Origin of the sequence: Xenorhabdus poinarii G6 (assembly GCF_000968175.1) — a bacterium.
Lineage (GTDB): Bacteria > Pseudomonadota > Gammaproteobacteria > Enterobacterales > Enterobacteriaceae > Xenorhabdus > Xenorhabdus poinarii.
This window is the reverse complement of record NZ_FO704551.1, coordinates 419876-443025: the sequence shown is the minus strand read 5'-3', so window position 1 is coordinate 443025 and position 23150 is coordinate 419876. Positions and strand designations below refer to the sequence as shown.

16 protein-coding genes are annotated in these 23150 nt (G+C 45.4%); 6 read left to right on the top strand and 10 right to left on the bottom strand.

Going from position 1 to position 23150, the window contains the following annotated elements; genetic code table 11:
• Nucleotides 1-6: 6 nt before the first annotated feature.
• The 4 genes from secD to queA all read right to left on the bottom strand — a co-directional run bounded on the left by secD (nt 7) and on the right by queA (nt 4758).
• On the bottom strand, nt 7-1854 hold the full coding sequence (gene secD, locus XPG1_RS01920) for a protein translocase subunit SecD (protein ID WP_071825301.1): 1848 nt from the start codon (nt 1852-1854) through the stop codon (nt 7-9).
• Between the two features lie 28 nt (nt 1855-1882).
• Nucleotides 1883-2221 carry a preprotein translocase subunit YajC gene (gene yajC / locus XPG1_RS01915; RefSeq protein WP_045957578.1) on the bottom strand — a complete coding sequence of 113 codons (339 nt, stop codon included), beginning with the start codon at nt 2219-2221 and terminating at the stop codon, nt 1883-1885.
• 181 nt (nt 2222-2402) lie between these two features.
• On the bottom strand, nt 2403-3527 hold the full coding sequence (tgt, locus tag XPG1_RS01910) for a tRNA guanosine(34) transglycosylase Tgt (protein WP_045957577.1): 1125 nt from the start codon (nt 3525-3527) through the stop codon (nt 2403-2405).
• 112 nt (nt 3528-3639) lie between these two features.
• Nucleotides 3640-4758 (bottom strand): tRNA preQ1(34) S-adenosylmethionine ribosyltransferase-isomerase QueA, encoded by a 1119-nt coding sequence (queA, locus tag XPG1_RS01905; protein WP_045957576.1) that lies wholly within the window; start codon nt 4756-4758, stop codon nt 3640-3642.
• A gap of 104 nt (nt 4759-4862) precedes the next feature.
• Between queA and XPG1_RS01900 the strand changes: the two genes are divergently transcribed.
• The 3 genes from XPG1_RS01900 (at nt 4863) to ggt (ending at nt 8274) form a co-directional block, all read left to right on the top strand.
• Nucleotides 4863-5450: an acyl carrier protein phosphodiesterase gene (locus XPG1_RS01900; protein WP_045957575.1), complete on the top strand. Its 588-nt coding sequence runs from the start codon at nt 4863-4865 to the stop codon at nt 5448-5450.
• 213 nt (nt 5451-5663) lie between these two features.
• Nucleotides 5664-6266 carry a peroxiredoxin C gene (locus tag XPG1_RS01895; protein WP_045957574.1) on the top strand — a complete coding sequence of 201 codons (603 nt, stop codon included), beginning with the start codon at nt 5664-5666 and terminating at the stop codon, nt 6264-6266.
• 247 nt (nt 6267-6513) lie between these two features.
• The gene (ggt, locus tag XPG1_RS01890; protein WP_045957573.1) at nt 6514-8274 is read left to right on the top strand and encodes a gamma-glutamyltransferase; all 1761 of its coding nucleotides are present in this window, start codon (nt 6514-6516) and stop codon (nt 8272-8274) included.
• An 86-nt stretch (nt 8275-8360) separates the two neighbouring features.
• Here ggt and brnQ read toward each other — a convergent pair whose 3' ends face one another.
• The 3 genes from brnQ to phoB form a co-directional block, all read right to left on the bottom strand.
• A complete protein-coding gene (gene brnQ, locus XPG1_RS01885; protein WP_045957572.1) occupies nt 8361-9707 on the bottom strand; it encodes a branched-chain amino acid transport system II carrier protein in 1347 nt (448 codons plus the stop codon).
• 382 nt (nt 9708-10089) lie between these two features.
• Nucleotides 10090-11400 (bottom strand): phosphate regulon sensor histidine kinase PhoR, encoded by a 1311-nt coding sequence (phoR, locus tag XPG1_RS01880; protein WP_045957571.1) that lies wholly within the window; start codon nt 11398-11400, stop codon nt 10090-10092.
• Between the two features lie 150 nt (nt 11401-11550).
• Nucleotides 11551-12234 (bottom strand): phosphate regulon transcriptional regulator PhoB, encoded by a 684-nt coding sequence (gene phoB / locus XPG1_RS01875; protein ID WP_045957570.1) that lies wholly within the window; start codon nt 12232-12234, stop codon nt 11551-11553.
• A gap of 267 nt (nt 12235-12501) precedes the next feature.
• Between phoB and sbcD the strand changes: the two genes are divergently transcribed.
• The 3 genes from sbcD to pyrB all read left to right on the top strand — a co-directional run bounded on the left by sbcD (nt 12502) and on the right by pyrB (nt 18771).
• Nucleotides 12502-13740 (top strand): exonuclease subunit SbcD, encoded by a 1239-nt coding sequence (gene sbcD / locus XPG1_RS01870; RefSeq protein WP_045957569.1) that lies wholly within the window; start codon nt 12502-12504, stop codon nt 13738-13740.
• Nucleotides 13737-17447: an SbcC/MukB-like Walker B domain-containing protein gene (locus XPG1_RS01865; RefSeq protein WP_045957568.1), complete on the top strand. Its 3711-nt coding sequence runs from the start codon at nt 13737-13739 to the stop codon at nt 17445-17447. The genes sbcD and XPG1_RS01865 overlap by 4 nt, the downstream gene beginning before the upstream one ends.
• A gap of 382 nt (nt 17448-17829) precedes the next feature.
• Nucleotides 17830-18771: an aspartate carbamoyltransferase gene (gene pyrB, locus XPG1_RS01860; protein WP_045957567.1), complete on the top strand. Its 942-nt coding sequence runs from the start codon at nt 17830-17832 to the stop codon at nt 18769-18771.
• 157 nt (nt 18772-18928) lie between these two features.
• Here pyrB and XPG1_RS01855 read toward each other — a convergent pair whose 3' ends face one another.
• From XPG1_RS01855 to XPG1_RS01845, 3 genes are all read right to left on the bottom strand, one after another.
• Nucleotides 18929-21247, bottom strand: a complete 2319-nt coding sequence (locus tag XPG1_RS01855; protein ID WP_045957566.1) for an FdhF/YdeP family oxidoreductase — start codon at nt 21245-21247, stop codon at nt 18929-18931.
• 456 nt (nt 21248-21703) lie between these two features.
• Nucleotides 21704-22069, bottom strand: coding sequence for a hypothetical protein (locus XPG1_RS01850; RefSeq protein WP_045957565.1), 366 nt, complete (start codon nt 22067-22069; stop codon nt 21704-21706).
• Between the two features lie 81 nt (nt 22070-22150).
• Nucleotides 22151-23065, bottom strand: coding sequence for a restriction endonuclease (locus XPG1_RS01845; protein ID WP_045957564.1), 915 nt, complete (start codon nt 23063-23065; stop codon nt 22151-22153).
• Nucleotides 23066-23150 lie beyond the last annotated feature (85 nt).

Sequence of the window (23150 nt, the reverse complement as noted above, 5' to 3'; positions counted from 1 at the left end):
TGCTCCTTAAATTGACAACTTATTGATACGTTTACCACCGTACAGCAAGTTCACGATTGCTCGTGTTCCCACAATCGCAGTGAACATGGAAGTCGCCACACCAATACTGGTAGTGATCGCGAAGCCCTTGATAGAGCCAGTCCCCACTGCATACAAAATGATGGCTGTAATCAGCGTAGTCAGGTTGGCGTCGATAATACTGGAGAAAGCGCCTTTATAGCCTTCATGAATGGCCTGCTGTACCGTACGACCATTGCGCAACTCTTCTTTGATACGCTCGTTGATCAACACGTTCGCATCCACGGCGACAGCCAGTGTCAGGACGATACCAGCAATACCCGGCATGGTCAGCGTTGCACCAGGCAGTAGAGACATAATACCGACGATCAACACCAAGTTCACCAGCAATGCCGTACTCGCAACCAGACCAAACTTGCGGTAGTAAATCACCATAAAGACGACAGAAGCAATCAGCCCCCACAAACACGCTTCAAGGCCCTGTTCAATATTCTGCAAACCTAGCGTTGGCCCTATCGTACGCTCTTCCACAATCTGGATTGGCGCAATCAGCGCACCTGCACGCAGTAACAGCGATAACTGGCGTGCTTCAGCCGCATTGCTAATGCCTGTAATACGGAAGTTATTCCCCAGGCGTGATTGAATCGTGGCAATGTTGATAACTTCTTCCTGCTTTTCCAAGATCGCACGACCATTGGCATCTTTCTTACCGCTGTCTTTATATTCTACAAACAGCGTTGCCATTGGTTTATGCAAATTATCTTTGGTGAAGTTAGACATTGCCGTCCCCCCAGCACTATCCAGAGAAATATTGACCTGTGGATAGCCATTCTCATCAGTACTGGAAGTCGAATCGGTAATATGGTCACCGGTAAGAATCACACGCTTATACAGCACAACGGGCGTGCCGTCACGGCTCTCTTTCACCTCTGAATCCGCCGGAATACGACCATATTGAATGACGTCTTGGTTTACATTGGTATTTACCAGACGGAATTCCAGGGTTGCGGTTGCACCGAGAATTTCTTTCGCGCGGGCAGTATCCTGAATACCGGGCAGTTCAACAACGATACGGTCTGCACCCTGACGCTGAACCAACGGTTCCGCAACGCCCAATTGGTTAACACGGTTACGCAGGATAGTGATGTTCTGCTGTACCGCATAAGAACGGGCTTCACGCAGGCGTTCATCACTCATCACCACTTTCAGCGTGCTGTTTGCCCCACTGGAAAAAACTAAATCACGATGACGAGGTTCAAGATAGTTTTCCGCTTTAGCACGTGCATCATTGTCACGGAAACGAACTTCGACACCATAATGATCAATTTTGCTGAGAGTAGAATAAGGAATGCCTTGATCACGCAGTTCGGAACGCAGGCTATCAATATTTTGCTCCTGCAATTTGTTCAACGCGGTATCCATATCCACTTCCATCAAGAAGTGAACGCCACCACGGAGATCAAGCCCCAGCTTCATCGGTTCAGCCCCGATAATTCTCAACCAGGTTGGCGTTGCCGGTGCGAGGTTCAATGCCACAACATACTGTTCACCCAGTGCAGAAATCAACGCTTCACGCGCACGGAGCTGCACATCGGTGTTACTGAAACGAGCAAGAATTGCCCCATTTTCCAATACAATGGACTTGCTCTTGATTTGATCTTTCTCTAAAACATTATGGACGTGGTCCAGCGTTTTTTCACTGGCGGCGATACCTCGCGCACCAGTGATTTGTACAGCCGGATCCTCACCATAAAGGTTGGGAAGTGCATAAAGCAAACCGATGAGGATCGCAGCGATCAGCATCAGATACTTCCACAAAGGATAACGGTTCAACACGGCAGTTCCCTTCGGGAAAATCGGAAAATTAAATAGCCTTCATTGTACCTTTCGGTAAAACGGCGGCAACGAAGTCACGTTTGACAGTTATTTCTGTGGTCTCATTCAAGGCAATAATAACATAGCCTGTTTCAGACACTTTAGTGATACGACCAACCAAACCACCAGAAGTCAGTACTTCATCTCCTTTGGAGATGGAATCCATCAGTTTTTTATGTTCTTTGGTGCGTTTTTGTTGTGGACGCAAGATCATGAAATAGAAAATCAAACCGAAGACGACCAGCATGATAATCAGAGAATATGGGTTTCCCTGAGCTTGAGCTGGCGCACCAGCAGCTGCCGCAGCTTCAGAAATAAAAAAACTCATCAAATTTCCCTCATTGTTATCGAAAATATAGTTCTCGAATACGTAGTTATCGAATACGTTATCGAATACATCGTTATCGAAGAGATTGTTGTCGAAAATCGTATTGCCGAAAATCGACAGTAGCTCGATCAAAAACCAGCCTAATATGCTACACATATTGGGACTGATTAGTCACGATAAATTATATATTTAACGGCGGAACGGGTTTGCCGATCTGCTGATAAAATGCATCGACAAACTGTGACAGTTTGCCTTCTTCAATGGCTTTACGAATTCCGGCCATCAAACGCTGATAATACCTTAAATTATGTATCGTATTCAGCCTTGCACCAAGAATTTCGTTACAGCGATCTAAATGATGGAGGTATGCACGGCTATAATTCCGGCAAGTATAGCAGTCACAATGCTCATCCAATGGCGAAGTATCTTCTTTATGCTTGGCATTGCGAATTTTGATCACCCCTTCGGTAACAAACAGGTGGCCATTACGGGCATTACGTGTTGGCATCACACAGTCAAACATATCGATACCACGGCGAACACCTTCAACCAAATCTTCTGGCTTGCCGACCCCCATCAAATAACGCGGCTTATCCTGTGGGATCTGAGGACAAACATGCGCCAGAATACGGTGCATATCTGCTTTCGGTTCACCGACAGCCAAACCGCCGACCGCGTAGCCATCAAAGCCGATTTCCACCAGCCCTTTTATAGAGACATCACGCAAGTCTTCGTAAACACTCCCCTGAATAATGCCAAACAAAGCATTTTTATTTCCCAGCTCATCAAAACGTTGACGACTGCGGGCAGCCCAGCGCAATGACATTTCCATAGAGCGTTTCGCATAATCCCAATCAGCAGGGTATGGCGTACATTCATCAAAAATCATGACGATATCGGAACCCAAATCATATTGGATTTCCATTGATTTTTCCGGGCTGAGGAAGACCGGTGTTCCATTGATTGGATTGCGGAAGTGAACACCTTCTTCCTTAATTTTACGCATAGCGCCGAGGCTAAAGACCTGAAAACCGCCAGAATCAGTCAGAATAGGGCCGTGCCATTGCATAAAATCATGCAGGTCACCATGTAATTTCATGATTTCCTGTCCCGGGCGCAACCAAAGGTGGAAGGTATTTCCCAATAGGATTTGCGCACCGGTTTCTTTCACCTCTTCTGGCGTCATGCCTTTTACCGTGCCATAAGTTCCCACTGGCATGAATGCCGGGGTTTCCACAACACCACGTTCAAAAATCAGGCGACCACGACGGGCATTACCATCCGTCTTTTGTAACTCAAATTCCACTTAACCTCCAGTCATCAGAAAAACAGTCTGATGCGATGTTTAGATGCCATTCAAATCAGCAAAGCCGAAATGAAGAACGCTTTTGATCTTAAAATGTTTTATGACGAACGCGTTATTTCGCTACCGACGCTGCCGAGAGCCGTTCTGTGGGGTTTACCCATTCTGTTGATGCCCGTGCATTGCGATGAATAAACATTGCATCGCCATAACTGAAAAAGCGATATTTTTCTGCTACCGCTTCTCTATAGGCATTCATGGTATTTTTATAACCGGCAAACGCAGAAACCAGCATAATCAGTGTGGATTCTGGCAGATGGAAGTTGGTAATTAATGCATCTATCACCTGATATTCAAATCCAGGATAGATAAAGATTTGAGTATCACCAAAAAATGGCGCAATAAGCCCATCCTTACACGCTTTCGCTGCACTTTCCAGCGAGCGGACGGATGTTGTGCCGACAGCAATAACCCTATTACCCCGCGCCTTACAAGCCAATACGGCATCCACGACATGTTGTGGCACCTCAGCATACTCGGCATGCATCACATGATCTTCGATGGTTTCCACCCGCACTGGCTGAAAAGTGCCCGCACCCACATGCAGAGTCACAAAGGCCATTTCAATCCCTTTTTCACGCAGAGCAGCCAAAAGAGGTTCATCAAAATGCAATCCGGCAGTGGGTGCAGCGACTGCGCCCGGACGTTCACTATAGACAGTCTGATATAACTCACGATCTGCATCTTCATCAGGGCGAGCGATATAGGGCGGCAGTGGCATGTGACCAATCTGATCCAAAATCGTCAATACATCACGTTCATCATCAAAACGGATTTCAAACAGCGCATCGTGACGCGCCAGCATCGTTGCCTTAATCCCCTTCGCTTCACCGAGAATATCCTCACCAAGAATAAGCTCGGTGCCTTCTTTGGGGGCCTTAGACGCTCGGACGTGCGCAAGCACTCGCTTATCATCCAGCATCCTTTCGACGAGAACTTCCAATTTTCCTCCCGTCGCTTTACGGCCAAACAAGCGCGCAGGAATAACACGGGTATTATTGAAAACCAGCAAATCACCGGCTTCCAGCTTATCCAGCACATCAGTAAAAACACCGTGCGTCAGTTCTCCTGTTTCACCATGAAGGGAAAGCAGACGACAAGCACTTCGTTGCGGCTGGGGATAGTGAGCAATCAGCTCTTCTGGCAGTTCAAATGTAAAATCAGTGACACGCATTTTATCTGTATCATTCAAAAAAACAGGCGGACTAGTCTAGTGCTGCAAACGCAAGGGTGCAACAAAGAAGCACCGAGTTTAACGATTTACGGTATACTCCCAATATGAATTTTCTCGCACACCTTCATTTAGCTGCATTATCAGAAAGTTCTTTACTGGGGAATTTGATGGCAGATTTCGTCAGGGGTTCTCCAGAAGGCGCATTCGATGCTGACATTGTAGCAGGTATCCGTATGCACCGCCGAGTAGACAGCCTGACGGATAAACACCCGCTTGTCGCGCAAGCCCGCCAATTATTTCGCAGCGAATCTCGACGTGTTGCACCGATAACCCTTGATATTATCTGGGATCACTTTCTTTCCCGGCATTGGGATGAATTTGAAAAAAATTATTCTTTACCTGAGTTTGTCGATTTTGTCCGCAGCAATATCGAGCCGTATCTCTCTTCAACCCCCAAACAATTTCAAGAATTGAATCATCACCTTTGGTCACAAAATTTGCTCATCCGTTATGCCGATATGTCATGTATCGCCAATGTCCTCCAGGGCATGGCACACCGAAGACCAAAGTTATCTGCCCTGGCGGGATCCTATCTGGATATAGAAAATCATTACCGTGATTTTGAAACACTGTTCTGTCAATTTTACCCGGAAATGATGACATTGGCGTCAAATAAGTGCCTGGTGGGATAAGGGATACCTGAGTTTTTTATGAATTGCGCCTTTTATCACTTGAACTTTTCATAGATAGTCCTATCTTAGGTAGGCCAAAAGGAATTAAAAACCAGCAAATTGATAGGTAAAACCTATTATATCGATTGATATTTTATTCTTTATTGCTATACCCTAATTCCTTATGCTGTAACCCGTTTGATATAACACCTTTTAAAATCACAGGAGTCAATTATGGTTTTAGTAACCCGCCAAGCCCCTGACTTTACAGCTGCTGCGGTTCTCGGCAATGGTGAAATCGTTGATAATTTCAACCTGAAAAAACACCTGAATGGCCGTCCTGCGGTTATTTTCTTCTGGCCAATGGATTTCACTTTTGTTTGTCCTTCTGAGCTGATCGCTTTCGATCACCGCTATGAAGAATTCCAGAAACGTGGCGTTGAAGTTGTTGGTATCTCCTTCGACTCTGCATTCGTTCACAATGCATGGCGTAAAACCCCAATCAGCAACGGCGGGATTGGCGAAGTCAAATACCCAATGGTCGCTGACATCAAACGTGACATCATGAAAGCATACGGCATTGAGCACCCTGAAGCGGGCGTAGCTCTGCGTGGCTCTTTCCTGATTGACAAAAATGGTGTTGTGCGTCATCAAGTAGTTAACGATCTGCCACTGGGTCGTAACATTGATGAAATGCTGCGTATGGTTGACGCGCTGCAATTCCACGAAGAACACGGCGAAGTTTGTCCGGCACAATGGTCAAAAGGCCAGGAAGGTATGGGCGCTTCACCTGAAGGCGTAGCAAAATACCTGACCAAAAACGCTGACAAGCTGTAATATCCGTTCATCCCAGGTGAACTATCATCAACCAGCCGCTCCGTCGGCTGGTTTTTTTATCCTTACTCTTCATCTATCCCCTACCCGACTCCCATCCTGCTGAAATTTTTTCTGGCACTCACTTTTCCATAGAAAATCACCTTCCCAAAATTCGTCGCTTTAGATAAGGTGAATTACACATTCACAACATAAAAATCATAATCACCAAAATCAATTAACAACAATCTCACGCTTAGGAGAACAAGACATGTTAAACACATGGAAAATTTCCCTTATCACTGTATCCCTGCTGATTTCCACTCCACTTTATTCTGCTACTGAACCGGCGGTTGAAGCCAAACAAGGAATGGTTGTCAGTTCACAACGCCTCGCCTCACAAGCTGGTATAGATATTCTTAAAATGGGCGGAAACGCTATTGATGCCGCGGTTGCCGTTGGATATGCCCAGGCCGTGGTTAATCCCTGCTGCGGCAATATTGGTGGAGGCGGGTTTATGACCATCCATCTCGCCAATGGTAAAGATACATTCATTAATTTCCGAGAAACAGCGCCTGCCGCAGCCAGTGCCGACATGTATCTGGATAAAGACGGACATGTTATCAAAGGTGCCAGCCTGTACGGTTATAAAGCGGTTGGCGTACCTGGGACGGTCATGGGATTTGATGAAGCATTGAAAAAATACGGGACACTGAGCCGCGAACAAGTGATGGCACCCGCGATCAAACTAGCTCGCGAAGGCTATATTCTGACCCGCGGCGATACTGATATTCTGGATACGACCGTGAAACGTTTTATGCAAGATCCAGAAGCGGCGCGTATTTTCCTGCGCAAAGATAGTACACCATTTCAGCCGGGGGACAGACTTATCCAGACCGATTTGGCCAACACGCTGGAAATGATTGCCAAACAAGGGCCTGATGCTTTTTACCACGGCAAAATTCCCCAATTAGTTGAAACTGCCTCAAAAAAAGCAGGGGGAATGATTACCGCCGCCGATTTTGCCAATTACACTATTACTGAAACCGCGCCTGTCATCTGTCATTATCGTGGCTACAAATTTATCTCTTCCCCGCCCCCCAGCTCGGGTGGCGTTACATTATGCGAGATATTAAATATCGTTGAAGGCTATGATCTTAAATCCATGGGATTTAACTCCGCGGCTTATATCCATACTTTAACCGAAGCCATGCGCCACGCTTATATGGATAGAAACACCTATCTGGGTGATCCTGCATTTATCAACAACCCACTTGATCGGCTGTTGAGTAAAAGCTACGCAGCCTCAATCAGAAAAGCGATACAGCCCAATAAAGCCACACCATCAGTGAACATTCAACCGGGCATTGGCACTCATGAAAAACCAGAAACAACACATTATTCTGTTGTGGATAAAGAAGGCAATGCGGTATCAACGACTTACACCATTAACGGACGCTTTGGTGCAGTCGTGATTACACCCGGAACCGGCTTTTTCCTCAACGATGAAATGGATGATTTTACAACCAAAGTTGGCGAGAAAAACCTGTATGGGTTGGTACAAGGCGCGACCAATTCAATCGCACCTGGTAAGCGCCCACTATCATCAATGAGCCCAACGCTCGTAACCAAAGATAATAAAATATTTTTGGTCTTAGGCTCACCGGGAGGCTCACGCATTATCTCCATCACGCTACAAAGTGCCCTGAATATCATCGATTTCAATATGCCACCACAAGAAGCCGTCAATAGCCCACGTATTCACCATCAATGGTTACCTGATGAAGTTTATTATGAGCAGCGTGGCCTGTCGAAAGACACCCTGAATTTACTGGAAAAAATGGGTTACAAAATGGTGGAACAGACCCCATGGGGAGCGACTGAATTAATTATGTTTGGATTACCGGGAGCTGCCGCCGTTACCCCAAATTCATCAGGTAATGACTCAGCGGTATCCGGTATTGTTCGGGAAGGTTATATCTACGGTGCCAATGACGTACGACGACCTGCCGGTGCCGCCATTGGTTATTAGTCAAACAATAATAAACAAGGGTGAGCCGTTTTTAACCGCTCACCCTTATCATCTATTGAGCCTAACGCTTATATTGGACCTAACGCTTATTTTTCCTCAGGCTGCGGCTGCACCTCATACTTTGGGAGACCCACCTTTCCGACGAGGCGGTCATAAACAGCACACACCGCAATCGCCAGTAAAGTAGGCAGTAACCAGGCCAGACCTTGATCGGCTAATGGTAGTTGCTGCGCCCACTCAGGCAGTAAATGATTCAGATACTCAGACGCTTTGACTGCATCTAAAGCCCCGAACAGCAAGCTGATAGACATTGCGGGTGCCAGAATACGCGTAAAGTTATTCCACCAGCGAGCGGTAAAGCTTAGCAATATCAGAGCAATACAGGGTGGATAAATGGCTGTCAGCACTGGGATTGAAAACTTAATCAAATGGCTTAAACCCAGATTCGAAACCAGCATGGAGAAGATACCCAAAATCAGTACCAGGGAACGATAGGACAGCGGCAAATAGCGACTAAAAAATTCTGAACAGGCACATGTCAAACCTACCGCCGTCACCATACAGGCAATGAAAATCAGTATTGCGAGGAAGAAACTGCCGTAGTTTCCAAAAACATGTTGGACATAAGCATGCAGAATTACCGCCCCATTTTCTGCTGTAGGTACCAATGTACCACTGCTTTCCCCCAGTTTAAATAAAGAGAGATACACCAGCGCCAGGCCAAGACCTGCAATCAAACCAGCCCACATCGCATAACGGGTCAACAGGGAAGAAGATTCAACGCCTCTGGAACGAGCTGCATTGACAATCACAATACCGAACACCATTGCGCCTAATGTATCCATTGTCAAATAGCCATTAACAAAACCATTTGAGAACGGAATTTCCCGATAAGTTTCAATCGCCGGAACAGCGTCCCCTGCTGGCCACAGTACCGCTGCTATACCTAAAATTGCCAGCGCCAGGATTTTGATGGGCGCCAATATATGCCCGACGCTATCCAGCAATTTCCCCGGATACATAGAAATCAGTATCACCAGAGAAAAGTAGACCACGCTATAGATAAATAGAGGGAAATCGCCCGATCCGGTCAACGGCGCAATCCCCACTTCAAAAGAAACGGTTGCCGTTCTAGGTGTTGCAAACAGCGGGCCGACCGCCAGATAGCAGACCGTTGCCAAAATCAAACCGGCTACTTTTCCAATGGGTGAACTCAGCGCCTCAATTCCCCCACCCACTTTTGCTAAAGCAATGACAGTGATGACGGGTAAACCCACTGCGGTTAGCAAAAAACCGGCGGCTGAGATCCAAACATTCTCTCCTGCCTGTAAGCCAACCATAGGCGGGAAAATAATATTTCCCGCGCCAACAAACAAGGCAAAGGTCATAAAGCCTAATGCCCAAATATCCTTAGATGATAAACGATATGCCATAATGATTATTAATATATTATTGCCAAAAGAAATGTATGTGCGGCTGTAACCCTCGCAAACACTTGAATTTTCACTGGCGAGACTGAATTCTGATTGAACAGTCAGTAATCAACATAGTACTCACTGATAGAAGCAAGATACAGAATGATAGTGGTAATTACAGCTAGAATCGCCAACAACTGCCCCCAAGTAAAACTTTTATAGCGTCAAAAGGCAAGAGTCAAACCAAAAACCAGAATAATATTCTAAACTAATTTTCAAAATTAGTGATTATTGTTATCTATCATTGAATACACACTATATGATGTGTATATTTTTCACTTTCCTTGATTAATTAATCACTTTTTGCCCATATTGTTGTCATTGAATGACATCAATCCTATCATTCCTTAATGAAACTTTTCTTATTGGGGACAATCAGCTGGGGCGCTAACAGAAAACTAAAAACAGCACCTTTTCCCAAGGTACTCGAAATATCGAGATGAGTATGATAATGATGCAATACATGTTTCACTATCGCCAGACCTAATCCACTGCCTCCGGTTTGACGTGAACGGGCGCGATCAACACGATAAAAACGTTCTGTCAGGCGGGGTAAATGCTCAGCCCCAATCCCATCACCATTATCTTGTACTTTGAACAAAGCACCTTGAGAAACGCGTTGCCAACTCACTTCAATCCGTGTTCCTGGAGGCGTATGTTTAATGGCGTTACAAACAAGATTAGCCATTGCACTGTGCAACTGTTCCTCATGACCAAAAACACTCAGTTTTTCATCAACATTAAACACAATATCGTACTGCGCATTCCCTAAAGCTAAAGCTTCCCGTTGCACGATTTTCAGCATGTTAGGCACATCAACCACAGCATTCATATCCACTTGTGGCCCCGCTTCAATTTTGGAAAGATGCAACAGTTGCTGAACCAGGTCATCCATTCTGCGTATTTGTCCCTGCATCGTACTGACAACTTTCTGATTTACCTGACCATCAATTGCCTGATCCGCTATCACTTCCAAATAGCCTTGCAGCACAGTGAGCGGTGTTTTGAGTTCATGACTGACATTGGTGAAAAAATCTCGGCGGGCATTTTCTAATCGTCGTTTCTGGGTAATATCACGCGCGACCATTAATAATTGCTGTTCGGAATAAGGCATAATACGAAATTCCATTATATTGCCATTATTCAATTCGATCGTTAGAGGATGGGAAAAATCATTCGTCGTGATATAACGACTGAAATCAGGATAACGCAGCAGGTTGAATATATGCTGGCCATTGTCTTCAGGCCAGCGAAACCCAAGTAAATGTTGAGCCAGACGATTACACCAAAAAATATGGCCTTCCGTCGTCGTCATCACAATGGCATCGGGCAAAGATTCTGCGCCACTACGAAATCGCTTGATAAGTTGTGTGAGTTCGCGACGTCGTTTACGATTACGTTGCTGCATCTGGTAAATACCATAAAAGATAGGTTCCCAACCGCCGTGACCGGCGGGCGGTAACATACTGCGATCCAACCATAACCAATTGGATAATTTCAGCAAATGGTAACCATGCCATACCAGCGCCAAAAAGAGGGTAATAACCAGCAACCATGCCAAGTGACCAATAAAAAGAGACAAAATAACCGCAGGCAGGCAGCAAAGCACGAAACCCAATACCAATTTTTTCCAAGATAAACGTTCAAGCACGCGACTTTACTCCGAAATGAAAACACCAAGACGGGATGACGCTTCAATATCAGTTTAATATCAACCCGATATCTACACCAATGCCAACGTCACCAATCAACGCCGACGGAATTCATGTCCCCATAGCCGGCATATAACGGTCAAACAAGATCAGTAACGGATAGAAAAACGATATCCTGTACCACGCACCGTTTGTACCATCTTATCGTGATTACCCAAGGCCTTGCGTAAACGACGGATATGTACATCAACCGTACGATCTTCTACATAAACGTTGGTTCCCCACACATAATTGAGTAGCTGTTCACGACTATAAACACGCTCAGGATGAGTCATAAAAAAGTGGAGAAGTTTGAATTCCGTTGGTCCCATATCCAAATTCTGGCCCTGGCTGGAAACGCGGTGAGATGAAGGATCCAGCATCAATCCATCCATATTGATAATGTCTTCTACCTCCATCGGTGAAAGACGGCGTAAAACCGCTTTGACGCGAGCAATCAGCTCCTTGGGTGAAAAAGGTTTCGTGATATAATCATCAGCACCAACATCTAAACCACGTATCCGATCTTCTTCTTCTACCCGAGCCGTGACCATAATCACGGGGAGCATCTTGGTATGCTTATCCCGTTTCATTTGCCTGATAAGTTGTATGCCTGATCCCCCTGGCAGCATCCAATCCAATAACACCAAATCCGGATAAGGCTCAGACAACCGCCTGATAGCCATATCGTAATCTTCGGCTTCAATGGCCTGATAACCGTTTTGCTCCAGTACAAAACAAACCATTTCACGAATCGGTACTTCATCTTCAACGACCAAAATACGTTTAACCATGGTTAATCCTGCCAGTATCATGAATATCAGCAATATTCGATGTAAAATATCATAAGGCCATTTTACAAAAACGTTTATTTCTCAATCATCAAGAAACAAACCCATTCTCAAAAAAAATCTTACCCCATTGTTATATTTCATGATGAATGCGAACCAACTCGACAATTCAGTAAAGAAAACTGAATTGCACAAGACATCCCTCACACGACCACTATAATTAGCGCCTGTAACAAGTAAGAAAAACCGACAGGCAACAGCAGGAAAATCATGCGAATCATTCATACATCGGATTGGCATCTGGGCCAATATTTCTTTACTAAAAGCCGCGCCGCAGAGCACAAGCACTTTTTACAGTGGCTGATTGAAAAAATCATTCAATATCAGGTTGATGCGCTGATTATCGCCGGCGATATTTTTGATACAGGTTCCCCTCCCAGCTATGCACGCGAACTGTATAACAAATTCATTGTGGCATTACAGCCTACAGGTTGCCAGCTTGTTATTCTTGGGGGAAACCATGATTCTGTAGCCACACTCAACGAATCAAAATCTCTTTTTTCTTACTTGAATACAACCATCATTGCCAATGCTGAACCTGGTGATCTCGCGCAGCAGATAAAAATGCTCAACAACAGAGAGGGGCATGCGGGGGCAATTCTCTGTGCCATTCCCTACCTGCGCCCACGGGATATCATGACCAGTCAGGCAGGGCTATCTGGTAGCCAAAAACAGCAGGCATTACAGGATGCCATTGCCGAACACTATCACCGTCTCTACCAGCATGCCTGTTCATTACGGGAACAGCTTGGCCTGCCATTACCGATTATTGCTACCGGTCATCTCACGACCGTTGGGGCTTCCACTACGGATTCCGTTCGTGATATTTACATCGGCACATTAGATGCATTCCCCGCACAAGCATTTCCACCGGCTGACTATATTGCCCTGGGGCATATCCACCGGCCACAAATCATCGGTAAATCTGAACATATCCGTTACAGTGGCTCCCCGATTCCACTCAGTTTTGATGAAGTCGAACAAGAGAAAAGTGTCTGCTTAGTTGACTTTCAATCAAATAAACTCAATAGCATCACGCTGTTACCCATCCCCCATTATCAGCCAATGCAGCTTATTCGAGGTCATTTGCAACAAATCGAAGCGCAATTACAGGCTTTCAAGGAATATCAGGGGGAACGACCTGTCTGGCTGGATATTGAAGTCGCAACCCAAGATTACCTGCCCGATATCCAAAAACGCATTCAGGCCTTAAGTGAAGGGTTACCCGTTGAAATTATCCTGCTCCGCCGCAGCAAAAGCGCTCGTCAACTGGCTCTCACCGAACAAAATCGAGAAACGTTGACCGAACTGAGTGTAAATGAAGTCTTTGAACGACGTCTGGCACTGGCTGAAATAGGCGATCTTGCTCAAGAGCAACGGCTGACTACGTTATTTCAACAAACGCTGAATGATCTTTCTCAGCCATCACATGAAGGGAACAGGTCATGAAAATCCTGAGCTTACGGCTGAAAAATATCAATTCCCTGCACGGCGAATGGAAAATTGACTTTACGAAAGAACCCTTTATCAACAATGGATTATTTGCAATTACGGGTCCAACTGGCGCGGGAAAAACGTCCTTACTGGATGCCATTTGTCTCGCCCTCTACCATGAAACCCCACGGCTCAGTACTATTTCAGCCTCTCAAAATGAATTAATGACTCACCATACAGCAGAATGCCTTGCTGAAGTGGAATTTGAAGTCAAAGGTATTGCTTACCGGGCATTCTGGTGTCAGAGACGTGCCCGCAATCAGGCGAATGGCAATCTCCAGCCTCCCAAAGTCGAACTGGCTGATAAGAAAAGCGGGAAAATTCTGGCTGACAAAATCCAGGATAAAAAAGAAAAAATCGCCGAAATCACCGGACTGGATTTTAGCCGCTTTACCAAATCTATACTTTTATCACAGGGAAATTTTGCCGCATTTTTAAATGCACAGGATAAAGATCGGGCCGATCTACTGGAAGAACTGACGGGGACAGAAATTTACGGCATTCTGTCACAGGAGATTTATCAGCGCTACAAAGAGGCTCAATCTGAGCTCAATCTTCTGCAAGCCAAAGCCTCTTCCATTGAATTACTCACACCTGAACAGCAACAGGCATACCAAGATCAGCAACAACGGCTTATTGCAGAAGAAACCTTGTTTAATCAACAAATGAAAGCATGGCAAACGGCCGAACAATGGCTGTTACGACGAAATGAACTACAGCAATCACAGGTAAGTCATGCTTCACTTTTGCAACAAGCAGAGCAAGCCATTCAAGAAGCGCAACCTCAGTTACAACAACTGGCAACCAGCGAGCCAGCCGAAAAAATCCGTCCATTATGGGATGCACAAAATCGGGCTATCCATGAAAAACAGCGGCTCATGGAACAACGTACAAAAATAGAGAATGAATACCAGCAACAACTGGCATTACGGCAACCTGCGGAACATCAACTGACGCAGTTGGAAAACATTCGGGAAGCACACCAACAACATCATAAGCAGCAGGAAAAGCGCATTTCAGAGCAAATTGTGCCGCTCGATCATAAAATTGATATTGAATCCCAAGATCTCCTGAAACTGAAAAAAGCAATTTCAGAACAAGAACGCGAACTGACAGGCCTATTATCCCAGCACCAAAAAACACAGCAGCAAGTCACTGCCTTGAATAACGAGCTACAGGCGTTGGAATCCTATGATGAACAACACACTTATTACCGCGATTTCGACCGCAAGCTGCCTGAATGGAAACAACTTTTCACCCGCCAGCAAGAGCGGCAGGAAAAAATAGATCAACTCACCCAAAATACCCGACAAATTATTGCTGAAATTGCCCGTAATGCCGATCATTTAACGACATTGAAGGCGGCATTGGCTCAACAACAAGAACAGCGCCAAATACGACGAAACACGCTCTCTTCGGCTGAAAAGCAACTTACCGTTTTGCAGCAGAAACACCCATTACAGCAACTGCAAAAAAATTTAGAAACGTATCAGAAACAGTTAGGATCACAGAACCAACTGGCGATCTTGTTTCCTCAGATCCAACAATGCCAAGATGCGATCAAAATCGATCAGAATCAGTTAATCCAATTTCAAGCATCAATCAACACCCGACCCAATAAGATCGCAACGCTCAATCAACAATTAGTTGATAAGCAACAACACTACGACGATCTCATCCATCGAATTCGTTTTGAGCAGCGGATCGTCAGTCTGGAAAAAGAGCGGGCACAATTAAAAGACGGTGAATCTTGTCCACTTTGTGGTTCGAGTCATCACCCATTAATCGACGAATACCAGCATATTTCGCCATTGCACTCAGAAGATCGCTTGAAAACCCTGCGTCAGCAAATTGATCAATTACAAGAAAAGCGCGCAACGTTACAACAGCAACAACACACTGAGCAGCAGCATTACGCGCAATTACAACACAATATTGCGCACTGCAACGCTAAATTGACAGAATTCATTAAGCAATGGGATCATCATTGCCAACAGCTACAGGTGATAGAACTACAGATCAATGCAGAATCGGTGACTCACTTCATCAATCAGCGGCAGTCTGCTTATCACCAGTATCAGGCTCAGTGGGAATCACTTTTACAGGCTGAAAAAAACCATCAGGCAGCAGAAAAAGCGCTGATCGCCAACCAGGAACAATATCAGGCCTGTAAAAAGGCCATTGAGCTGGAAACATTCAAACGGGATTCAGCCCAAAAACAATTGGCCGAAAAAACAGCGGAAATGCAACAGATAGAGGCCGACTATGCGGCTACCGCACAACAAATAGCGGCAGAGTTAAAATTGACACCTTTTGCACTGCCCGCCCCCCAGGACACAGAAAACTGGCTGCAACAACGTGAACAAGAATTAAAAGATTATCGCAATTCACGCGAGAGATGGCAGCAACGACAAAAAGAACAAGCCGCCCTGCAAAGCAAACTCAGTGAATTGGCAAAGCAAAAAGATAAGCTGACCATTGACCTTCATGCATTAAATGAACAACAACAGCAACAAAAACAGTTATTGGCGCAATCCCGTCAGGAACGCCACAATTTATTTGGTGAACAATCCGTTACTGACGTTCGTCAACATTTGCAGCAAAAAGCCAATGAACTGGAAACCGCTTACAAACAGGCAGCCCTTCACCTGCAACAGTTGCAAAACAAAATGAGCCAATTAATCGGGGCAGTCAGTGAAATAGAAAAAAGTTACACAACAGCGGAAGCAAGTTGTGAACTTGCTGTCAGCCATTTCCAAACAGGCTTAGCGCAGCAAGGCTTTCCTCATCAACAATCTTTTGAAGATGCTTTATTAGCGCCGGAACAACGAGAGAAATTACAACAATTACAGGAAAAACTTGAACAACAACAATTGCAGGCCAAAACAAGACAATCTGAATCAGAAATTGCATTACAGCGCCATATGGCAACGCAACCTCCGTTGCCTGAACAATACGCACTTGAACAATATGCGCTTGAACAGTATGAGGTACAACAGCTATCCACCCTATTGACTGATATTACTACTCAATTGAAACACAATAACCAACAACAAGGTGAAGTCAGAACGCTATTGAGCAGCGATGCAACTCGCCGTCAACAACAACAGGCGCTACTGACACAGATCGCACTTTCACAACAAAACTACGATGACTGGAGTTATCTCAATAACCTCATTGGTTCCGCAGATGGCGCTAAATTCCGCCGTTTTGCCCAAGGCTTGACACTGGATCATCTCGTGCATCTGGCGAATATCCGACTGGAAAAACTACATGGTCGCTACTATTTGCAACGTAAAGACGATGGCGGATTGGGGTTACAAGTTGTTGATACCTGGCAAGCAGATGCTATTCGGGATACCAAAACCCTCTCTGGCGGTGAAAGTTTCCTTGTCAGCCTTGCCCTTGCCCTTGCCTTGTCTGATCTCGTCAGTCACAAGACTCAGATAGAATCCCTATTCCTTGATGAAGGTTTTGGTACACTGGATGCCGAATCCCTTGATATTGCACTAGATGCACTGGATCATCTCAACGCCTCAGGAAAAACCATTGGCGTAATCAGCCATGTCGAAGCATTAAAAGAGCGAATTCCTGTTCAGATCAAAGTAGAAAAAAAGAATGGATCGGGTTCCAGTCAACTCGCGCCAGAATTTCGAATTTAGCCACCGATATCCCCAATCGCCATTCATCTGACTATTGACTTCACCCTTATTTTTTCAGAGCCTGTTATGTTAATCCAGGCTCTAAATCTCCCCGTGTTATCTATGCCAGCCCACCCCCACAGTGTTAAAATTTCTTACTACAAACCTTGCGGTGAATGCTATCGTGAGTATAATGCGCGACGATTTGCCGGGAGAAAACATGAAAAATTGCGCCGTCAAGGCTATGACACAACATCAAGCTAACGCAACACTGTCTGCTGGCAACGTAGGCACGTTGTTTTTTCCCCTATTTTCTATCGAACATTTAAAAAAGCCCCTCAATTGAGGGGCTTTTTTTGTCTGCCCAGTCCAAGGCTAGAAGTCATAAAAGAGGAACGAAAACATGGCTAACCCATTATATCGCAAGCATATCATTTCAATTAATGATCTGAGCCGTGCAGATCTGGAACTGGTCTTGCAGACGGCCACTGCATTGAAAGCCAACCCACAGACTGAATTACTGAAACACAAAGTGATCGCAAGTTGTTTCTTTGAAGCTTCAACCCGCACCCGCCTCTCTTTTGAAACTGCCATTCAGCGACTAGGGGCTTCTGTTGTCGGTTTTGCAGACAGCAGCAATACCTCATTAGGTAAAAAAGGCGAAACACTGGCTGACACAATTTCTATCATCAGCCAATATGCCGATGCAATCGTCATGCGTCATCCACAAGAAGGGGCGGCAAGACTGGCTTCCGAGTTTTCCGGCCATATCCCTATTATTAATGCCGGTGATGGTGCTAACCAACATCCGACCCAGACTTTACTCGATCTGTTCACTATTCAGGAAACTCAGGGGAAACTGGAAAATCTGAAAATCGCCATGGTCGGTGATCTGAAATATGGCCGCACCGTCCACTCGCTGACTCAAGCACTGGCAAAATTTAATGGCAACCATTTCTGTTTTATCGCGCCAGATGCTCTTGCTATGCCAGGCTATATCCTGCATATGTTGGAAGAAAAACAGGTCAGTTATAGCCTGCACAATAACTTTGAAGATGTTCTGCCAGAACTCGATATTCTGTATATGACCCGGGTTCAAAAAGAGCGTCTTGATCCTTCAGAATATGCCAATATCAAGGCGCAATTCGTTTTGCGGGCAGCGGATCTGGTCAATGTTAAAGAGAATCTGAAAGTGCTGCACCCACTGCCACGTATTGATGAGATCATTGAGGATGTAGATAGAACACCCTATGCCTACTATTTCCAGCAAGCAGGCAATGGCATTTTTGCCCGCCAGGCATTATTGGCGCTGGTATTGAATGAAAATGTTGACATCAAAAAATGATGAGATCACGCTTGAATCAAGTGATTTGATTTACATGCGGAAAAACGCTTCAAATATATGACCCGTATTTGAACTCGTCAGCTCGGTTTTTATGAAGATTAGGGAACTATCTTCAAAACCGAGCCTGAGACGACGAACTTATGGCTAGAAAAATACCTTAGATAAGGCGTTGAAGATCAGATCCTCCCTGTGCAGTCAGGGATAATTTTACTGGCACAGATTTTGAGGTTGGCGTCCCGGTCCCATCACCAAAGCTATCCATTGGCACTAATGGGTTGGTTTCTGGATAGTAAGCGGCCAGGTTCCCGCGCGGAATGGCGTAAGGGATCAGTTTGAAACCAGATACTCTGCGCCTGATACCATCATTCCATACGGTTTCGATATCGACCAAATCACCAGCCTGATATCCCGCCTGAGAAATATCTTCCGGGTTCATGAACAACACGTCTCGCTGACCATAAACCCCTCGATAGCGATCATCCAGACCATAAATTGTGGTGTTATATTGGTCATGTGAGCGCAAGGTTTGTAGCGCGAAAGGAACATCAGCATCTGCAATTTGCGGGAACAATGTTTTTGGTAGCGGCGCATGGCTGAATTCTGCTTTTTTGCTCGGTGTGGAAAAACGTAATTCAGCCGCCGCGTTGCCAAGATAGAAGCCACCGGGATGTTCACATTTTTTATTAAAATGCTCAAACCCCGGAATGGTCGCCGCAATGTGATCACGAATTTTATTGTAATCGCCGGCTAATGACAGCCAATTGATCGTTTCGGTATTGCCTACTGTCGCATTGGCAATGCCTGCGATAATGGCGGTTTCAGAACGTTGGGTATCAAATAGTGGTTTGTTCACCCCTTCGGAAGCATGAACCATGCTGAAAGAGTCTTCTACCGTCACAAATTGTGATCCTGTCGCCTGCATATCGCATTCTGTCCGACCTAATGTTGGCAGGATAAGAGCACCCTTTTTCCCGGTAATAAGATGGCTCCGATTTAATTTTGTACTGATATGCACAGTCAAATCACAGTGTTGAAGGGCCTCTTCTGTGCGTGAACTATCCGGCGCCGCAGCCGCCAGATTTCCACCCAGTGCAATCAATACCTTAACTTCATCACGCAGCATGGCACTCAACGCGTTCACAACATGATGACCATGATCACGAGGTGGCTCAAAGCCAAAATGAGCCGCCATCCTATCCAGAAAAGGTTTAGCTGGCTTTTCATTAATGCCCATCGTCCGGTTGCCCTGCACATTACTGTGACCACGTACCGGGCAAAGTCCTGCTCCGGGTTTACCTAACTGACCAAACAGCAATTGGAGATTGACGATTTCACGCACTGTCGCCAGAGAGTGCTTATGTTGAGTGATCCCCATTGCCCAAGTACAGATCACACGTTCAGCATGCTGGTAAAGACTGGCGGCTTCGCGCAATTGTGTTTCGGTCAATCCCGATTGATCTTCAATCAATGACCATTCAGTTGCCGCGACTTCTTGCAAGTAAGCATCCACGCCTTCGGTATATGTTGCAATAAACGCCAGATCAAAAATACCTGATTTACCTTCAGCCAACAGGGTATTGTGGGTTTCCAAAAGCGCTTTAACCATCCCACGCACCGCAGCCATATCTCCGCCAAGTTTAGGTTGATAGTAACGGTGACTAATTTCCCCGGCAATTGGCGTGATCACTTCAAGTGGCTTTTGTGGATCAGAAAAACGCTCCAAACCACGCTCTCGCAGGGTATTGAAAGTGACAATACGAGCACCGCGTTCAGCGGCATGGCGTAAGCTATGCAGCATTCTCGGGTGGTTGGTGCCAGGATTTTGACCAAAAATAAAGATAGCATCAACGTGATCAAAATCTTGCAACCGAATAGTGCCTTTCCCGACACCCAAACTTTTCAACATCCCGCTGCCACTGGCTTCATGGCACATATTGGAGCAATCCGGAAAGTTATTTGTTCCCACCACCCGACCGAACAATTGATACAACCATGAAGCCTCATTGCTGGCGCGTCCAGATGTATACAGTTCAAGCTGGTTCGGATTATCCATCCCCTTAATATGGCTGGCGATCAGGGTAAAAGCCTCATCCCAGCTAATCGGTTCATAATGATCTGTCTGCGGGTTATAGCTCATCGGCTCAACCACTCGTCCTTGATATTCAAGGAAATAGTCACTTTGCTGATAAAGTTTGCTGACGCTGTGGGTTGCGAAGAATTCCCGATTAACATACCGGCGAGTTGCTTCCCAAGTCACTGCTTTGGCACCGTTTTCACAAAAACTAAAAAGACTTTTGTTGTCATCCCCCCACGCGCATCCGGGGCAATCAAAGCCTTTCGGCTTGTTCATGCGCATCAGGTTAACCATATTCTTTAATACTTGTTGACTATCAAAGACAAAACGCGTTGTTGCCTCCAGTGATCCCCAACCACCCGCAGCAGCATGGTAAGGTTTTATTTTTGATTTGAATTTCATAAAAATCTCTATTGTTTTATATCGTCGTCAACACCGACTGACTACCGATTGACAAATGAATCAATAACGCTGATTTTGTCATTGGCGGTTTGCCATCGATGTCATCTCAGGGACAATCTGAGCTATCATGCTACATCGATATCACCAAGAATAAACAAGAATTAACCTGAGATTTTTTTAAGAAGGGCACTAAAGTGTCTGAAGCACAATCACATCACGACACAATTTCTATGAATTAAACGATTAAAACGTGTACCTTGTCCCTGGGAACGTTTTAATGATGTTACCTTTAACCACTTTATATGCCTGACGCCTGTCACCCTGCACATATTTTATAAAAGGATTATTCCAGACCACGCGGTCGGTGGGACCTGCCATATAAGCGAAATTGATTCCTTTACGGATAAAGACATCTCGCGCTCTTTCTAGCCAGTTTCCTCTCCCGATATAACATGCTTAGAATTTAATCACTCCAACCCGGTGAAGCGACATTTTTTTCAGATCGTCAGCCAGATCTTCCTGACTGTAACCACCCAATATATGCTCGCTGGCATGAGCAAAAATATCTACGCGGTCATTTTCCGTCACCGACTGAAGATAATGGAAGTTATTATAAAGATATCGTTTTTCCTCACTGGTAGATTCTCGCCCCACCAGCTCAAGCATGTCCTGATATTTTGACTTTAAGTAGATATACTCTTGTGGCTTGCGCTTTTTAAAGTTGTAAGCCAAGACTATTTCAATCTTACCAAAAGGCCATTCATGGGATCTAATTAACGGTATTTTTTCCGCAGCTTCAAATATTTTATTTTTGAAATTCATTTAATTACCTCTTTTGCTAAACACGCCCATATGAATCAGGATACCGCCTAGAATGAAAACGAGAAGGTGATTACGCCTTCTTTATTCAAAGTAATCCATGTCCAATTTGGGAATTTTAACCAAACGGGAGGAAACGCCGACTTCATTTTCAATCATCAGATGAACCAGGCGCTCGCCATCAACCAGAACCATACCTTCGACGGAGTGGGCAAAATCTCGTGCCTGCGAAGTAAAACCAGAAGTGGTGATAAACACGCCACGCTTGGCTTTTTGGCCAGCCAACGCGCCATAAAATGCTTGAAGCTCCGGGCGGCCAACCGTGTTCTGCCAGCGTTTAGCCTGCACGTAAACCTTTTCCAGTCCCAGTTTATCAAGCGAAATGATACCGTCGATGCCACCATCACCGGTGCCGCCCACGCGTTGCAGATCATCCCGGTGTCCGCCATAGCCCAGACGATGAAGAACATCCAGAACGATAACCTCAAAACGTGCCGGGGAGACTTGCAACAGATTTTCCAGCAGCTCATCGGCAACAGCATTACGTAGCTCTTTTAACGCCTGATCAAGACGATCATCCGGGCTGCTCTTTGCCAGCTCTTCCTGATTCGGTAGCGATGGTCTTGGATCAAGATCAACAGCATCCGGTTTCTGCTTTAGCTTAACGTTAATGAAATCAAACGCCAGATGGTTCACTTCCTCTTCAGTCAGTGGCTGGGAGTGGGTTTGTACCCAGCTAACGCCCTCTGGCGTCAAGCACCACTTTCCTCTGGATAAGCTTTGCGATAACCCCGCCCGCTTCAGACGATCGTGTGCCCAGCCAGCCCGATTTTTATAAACTAACTGACCACTAGCAACCACCTCAGCTCGCTGGTTATCATCAAGGTTGAGTAAATCAGCGGCAGCTTCGTGTGCATCGCGAGCCGGCACGCCATCAGGTTTACCAGCCAGGAAGCGGAGTACTGGTTCAATAAATTTATCGTAGGTTGGTACGGTCATAGAAACATCCCTGATAAGGTTTTTGGTGGATTGATTGTTAAGAAAATTCACCAACAATCATCTATAAATTAGCTACATAATGTCA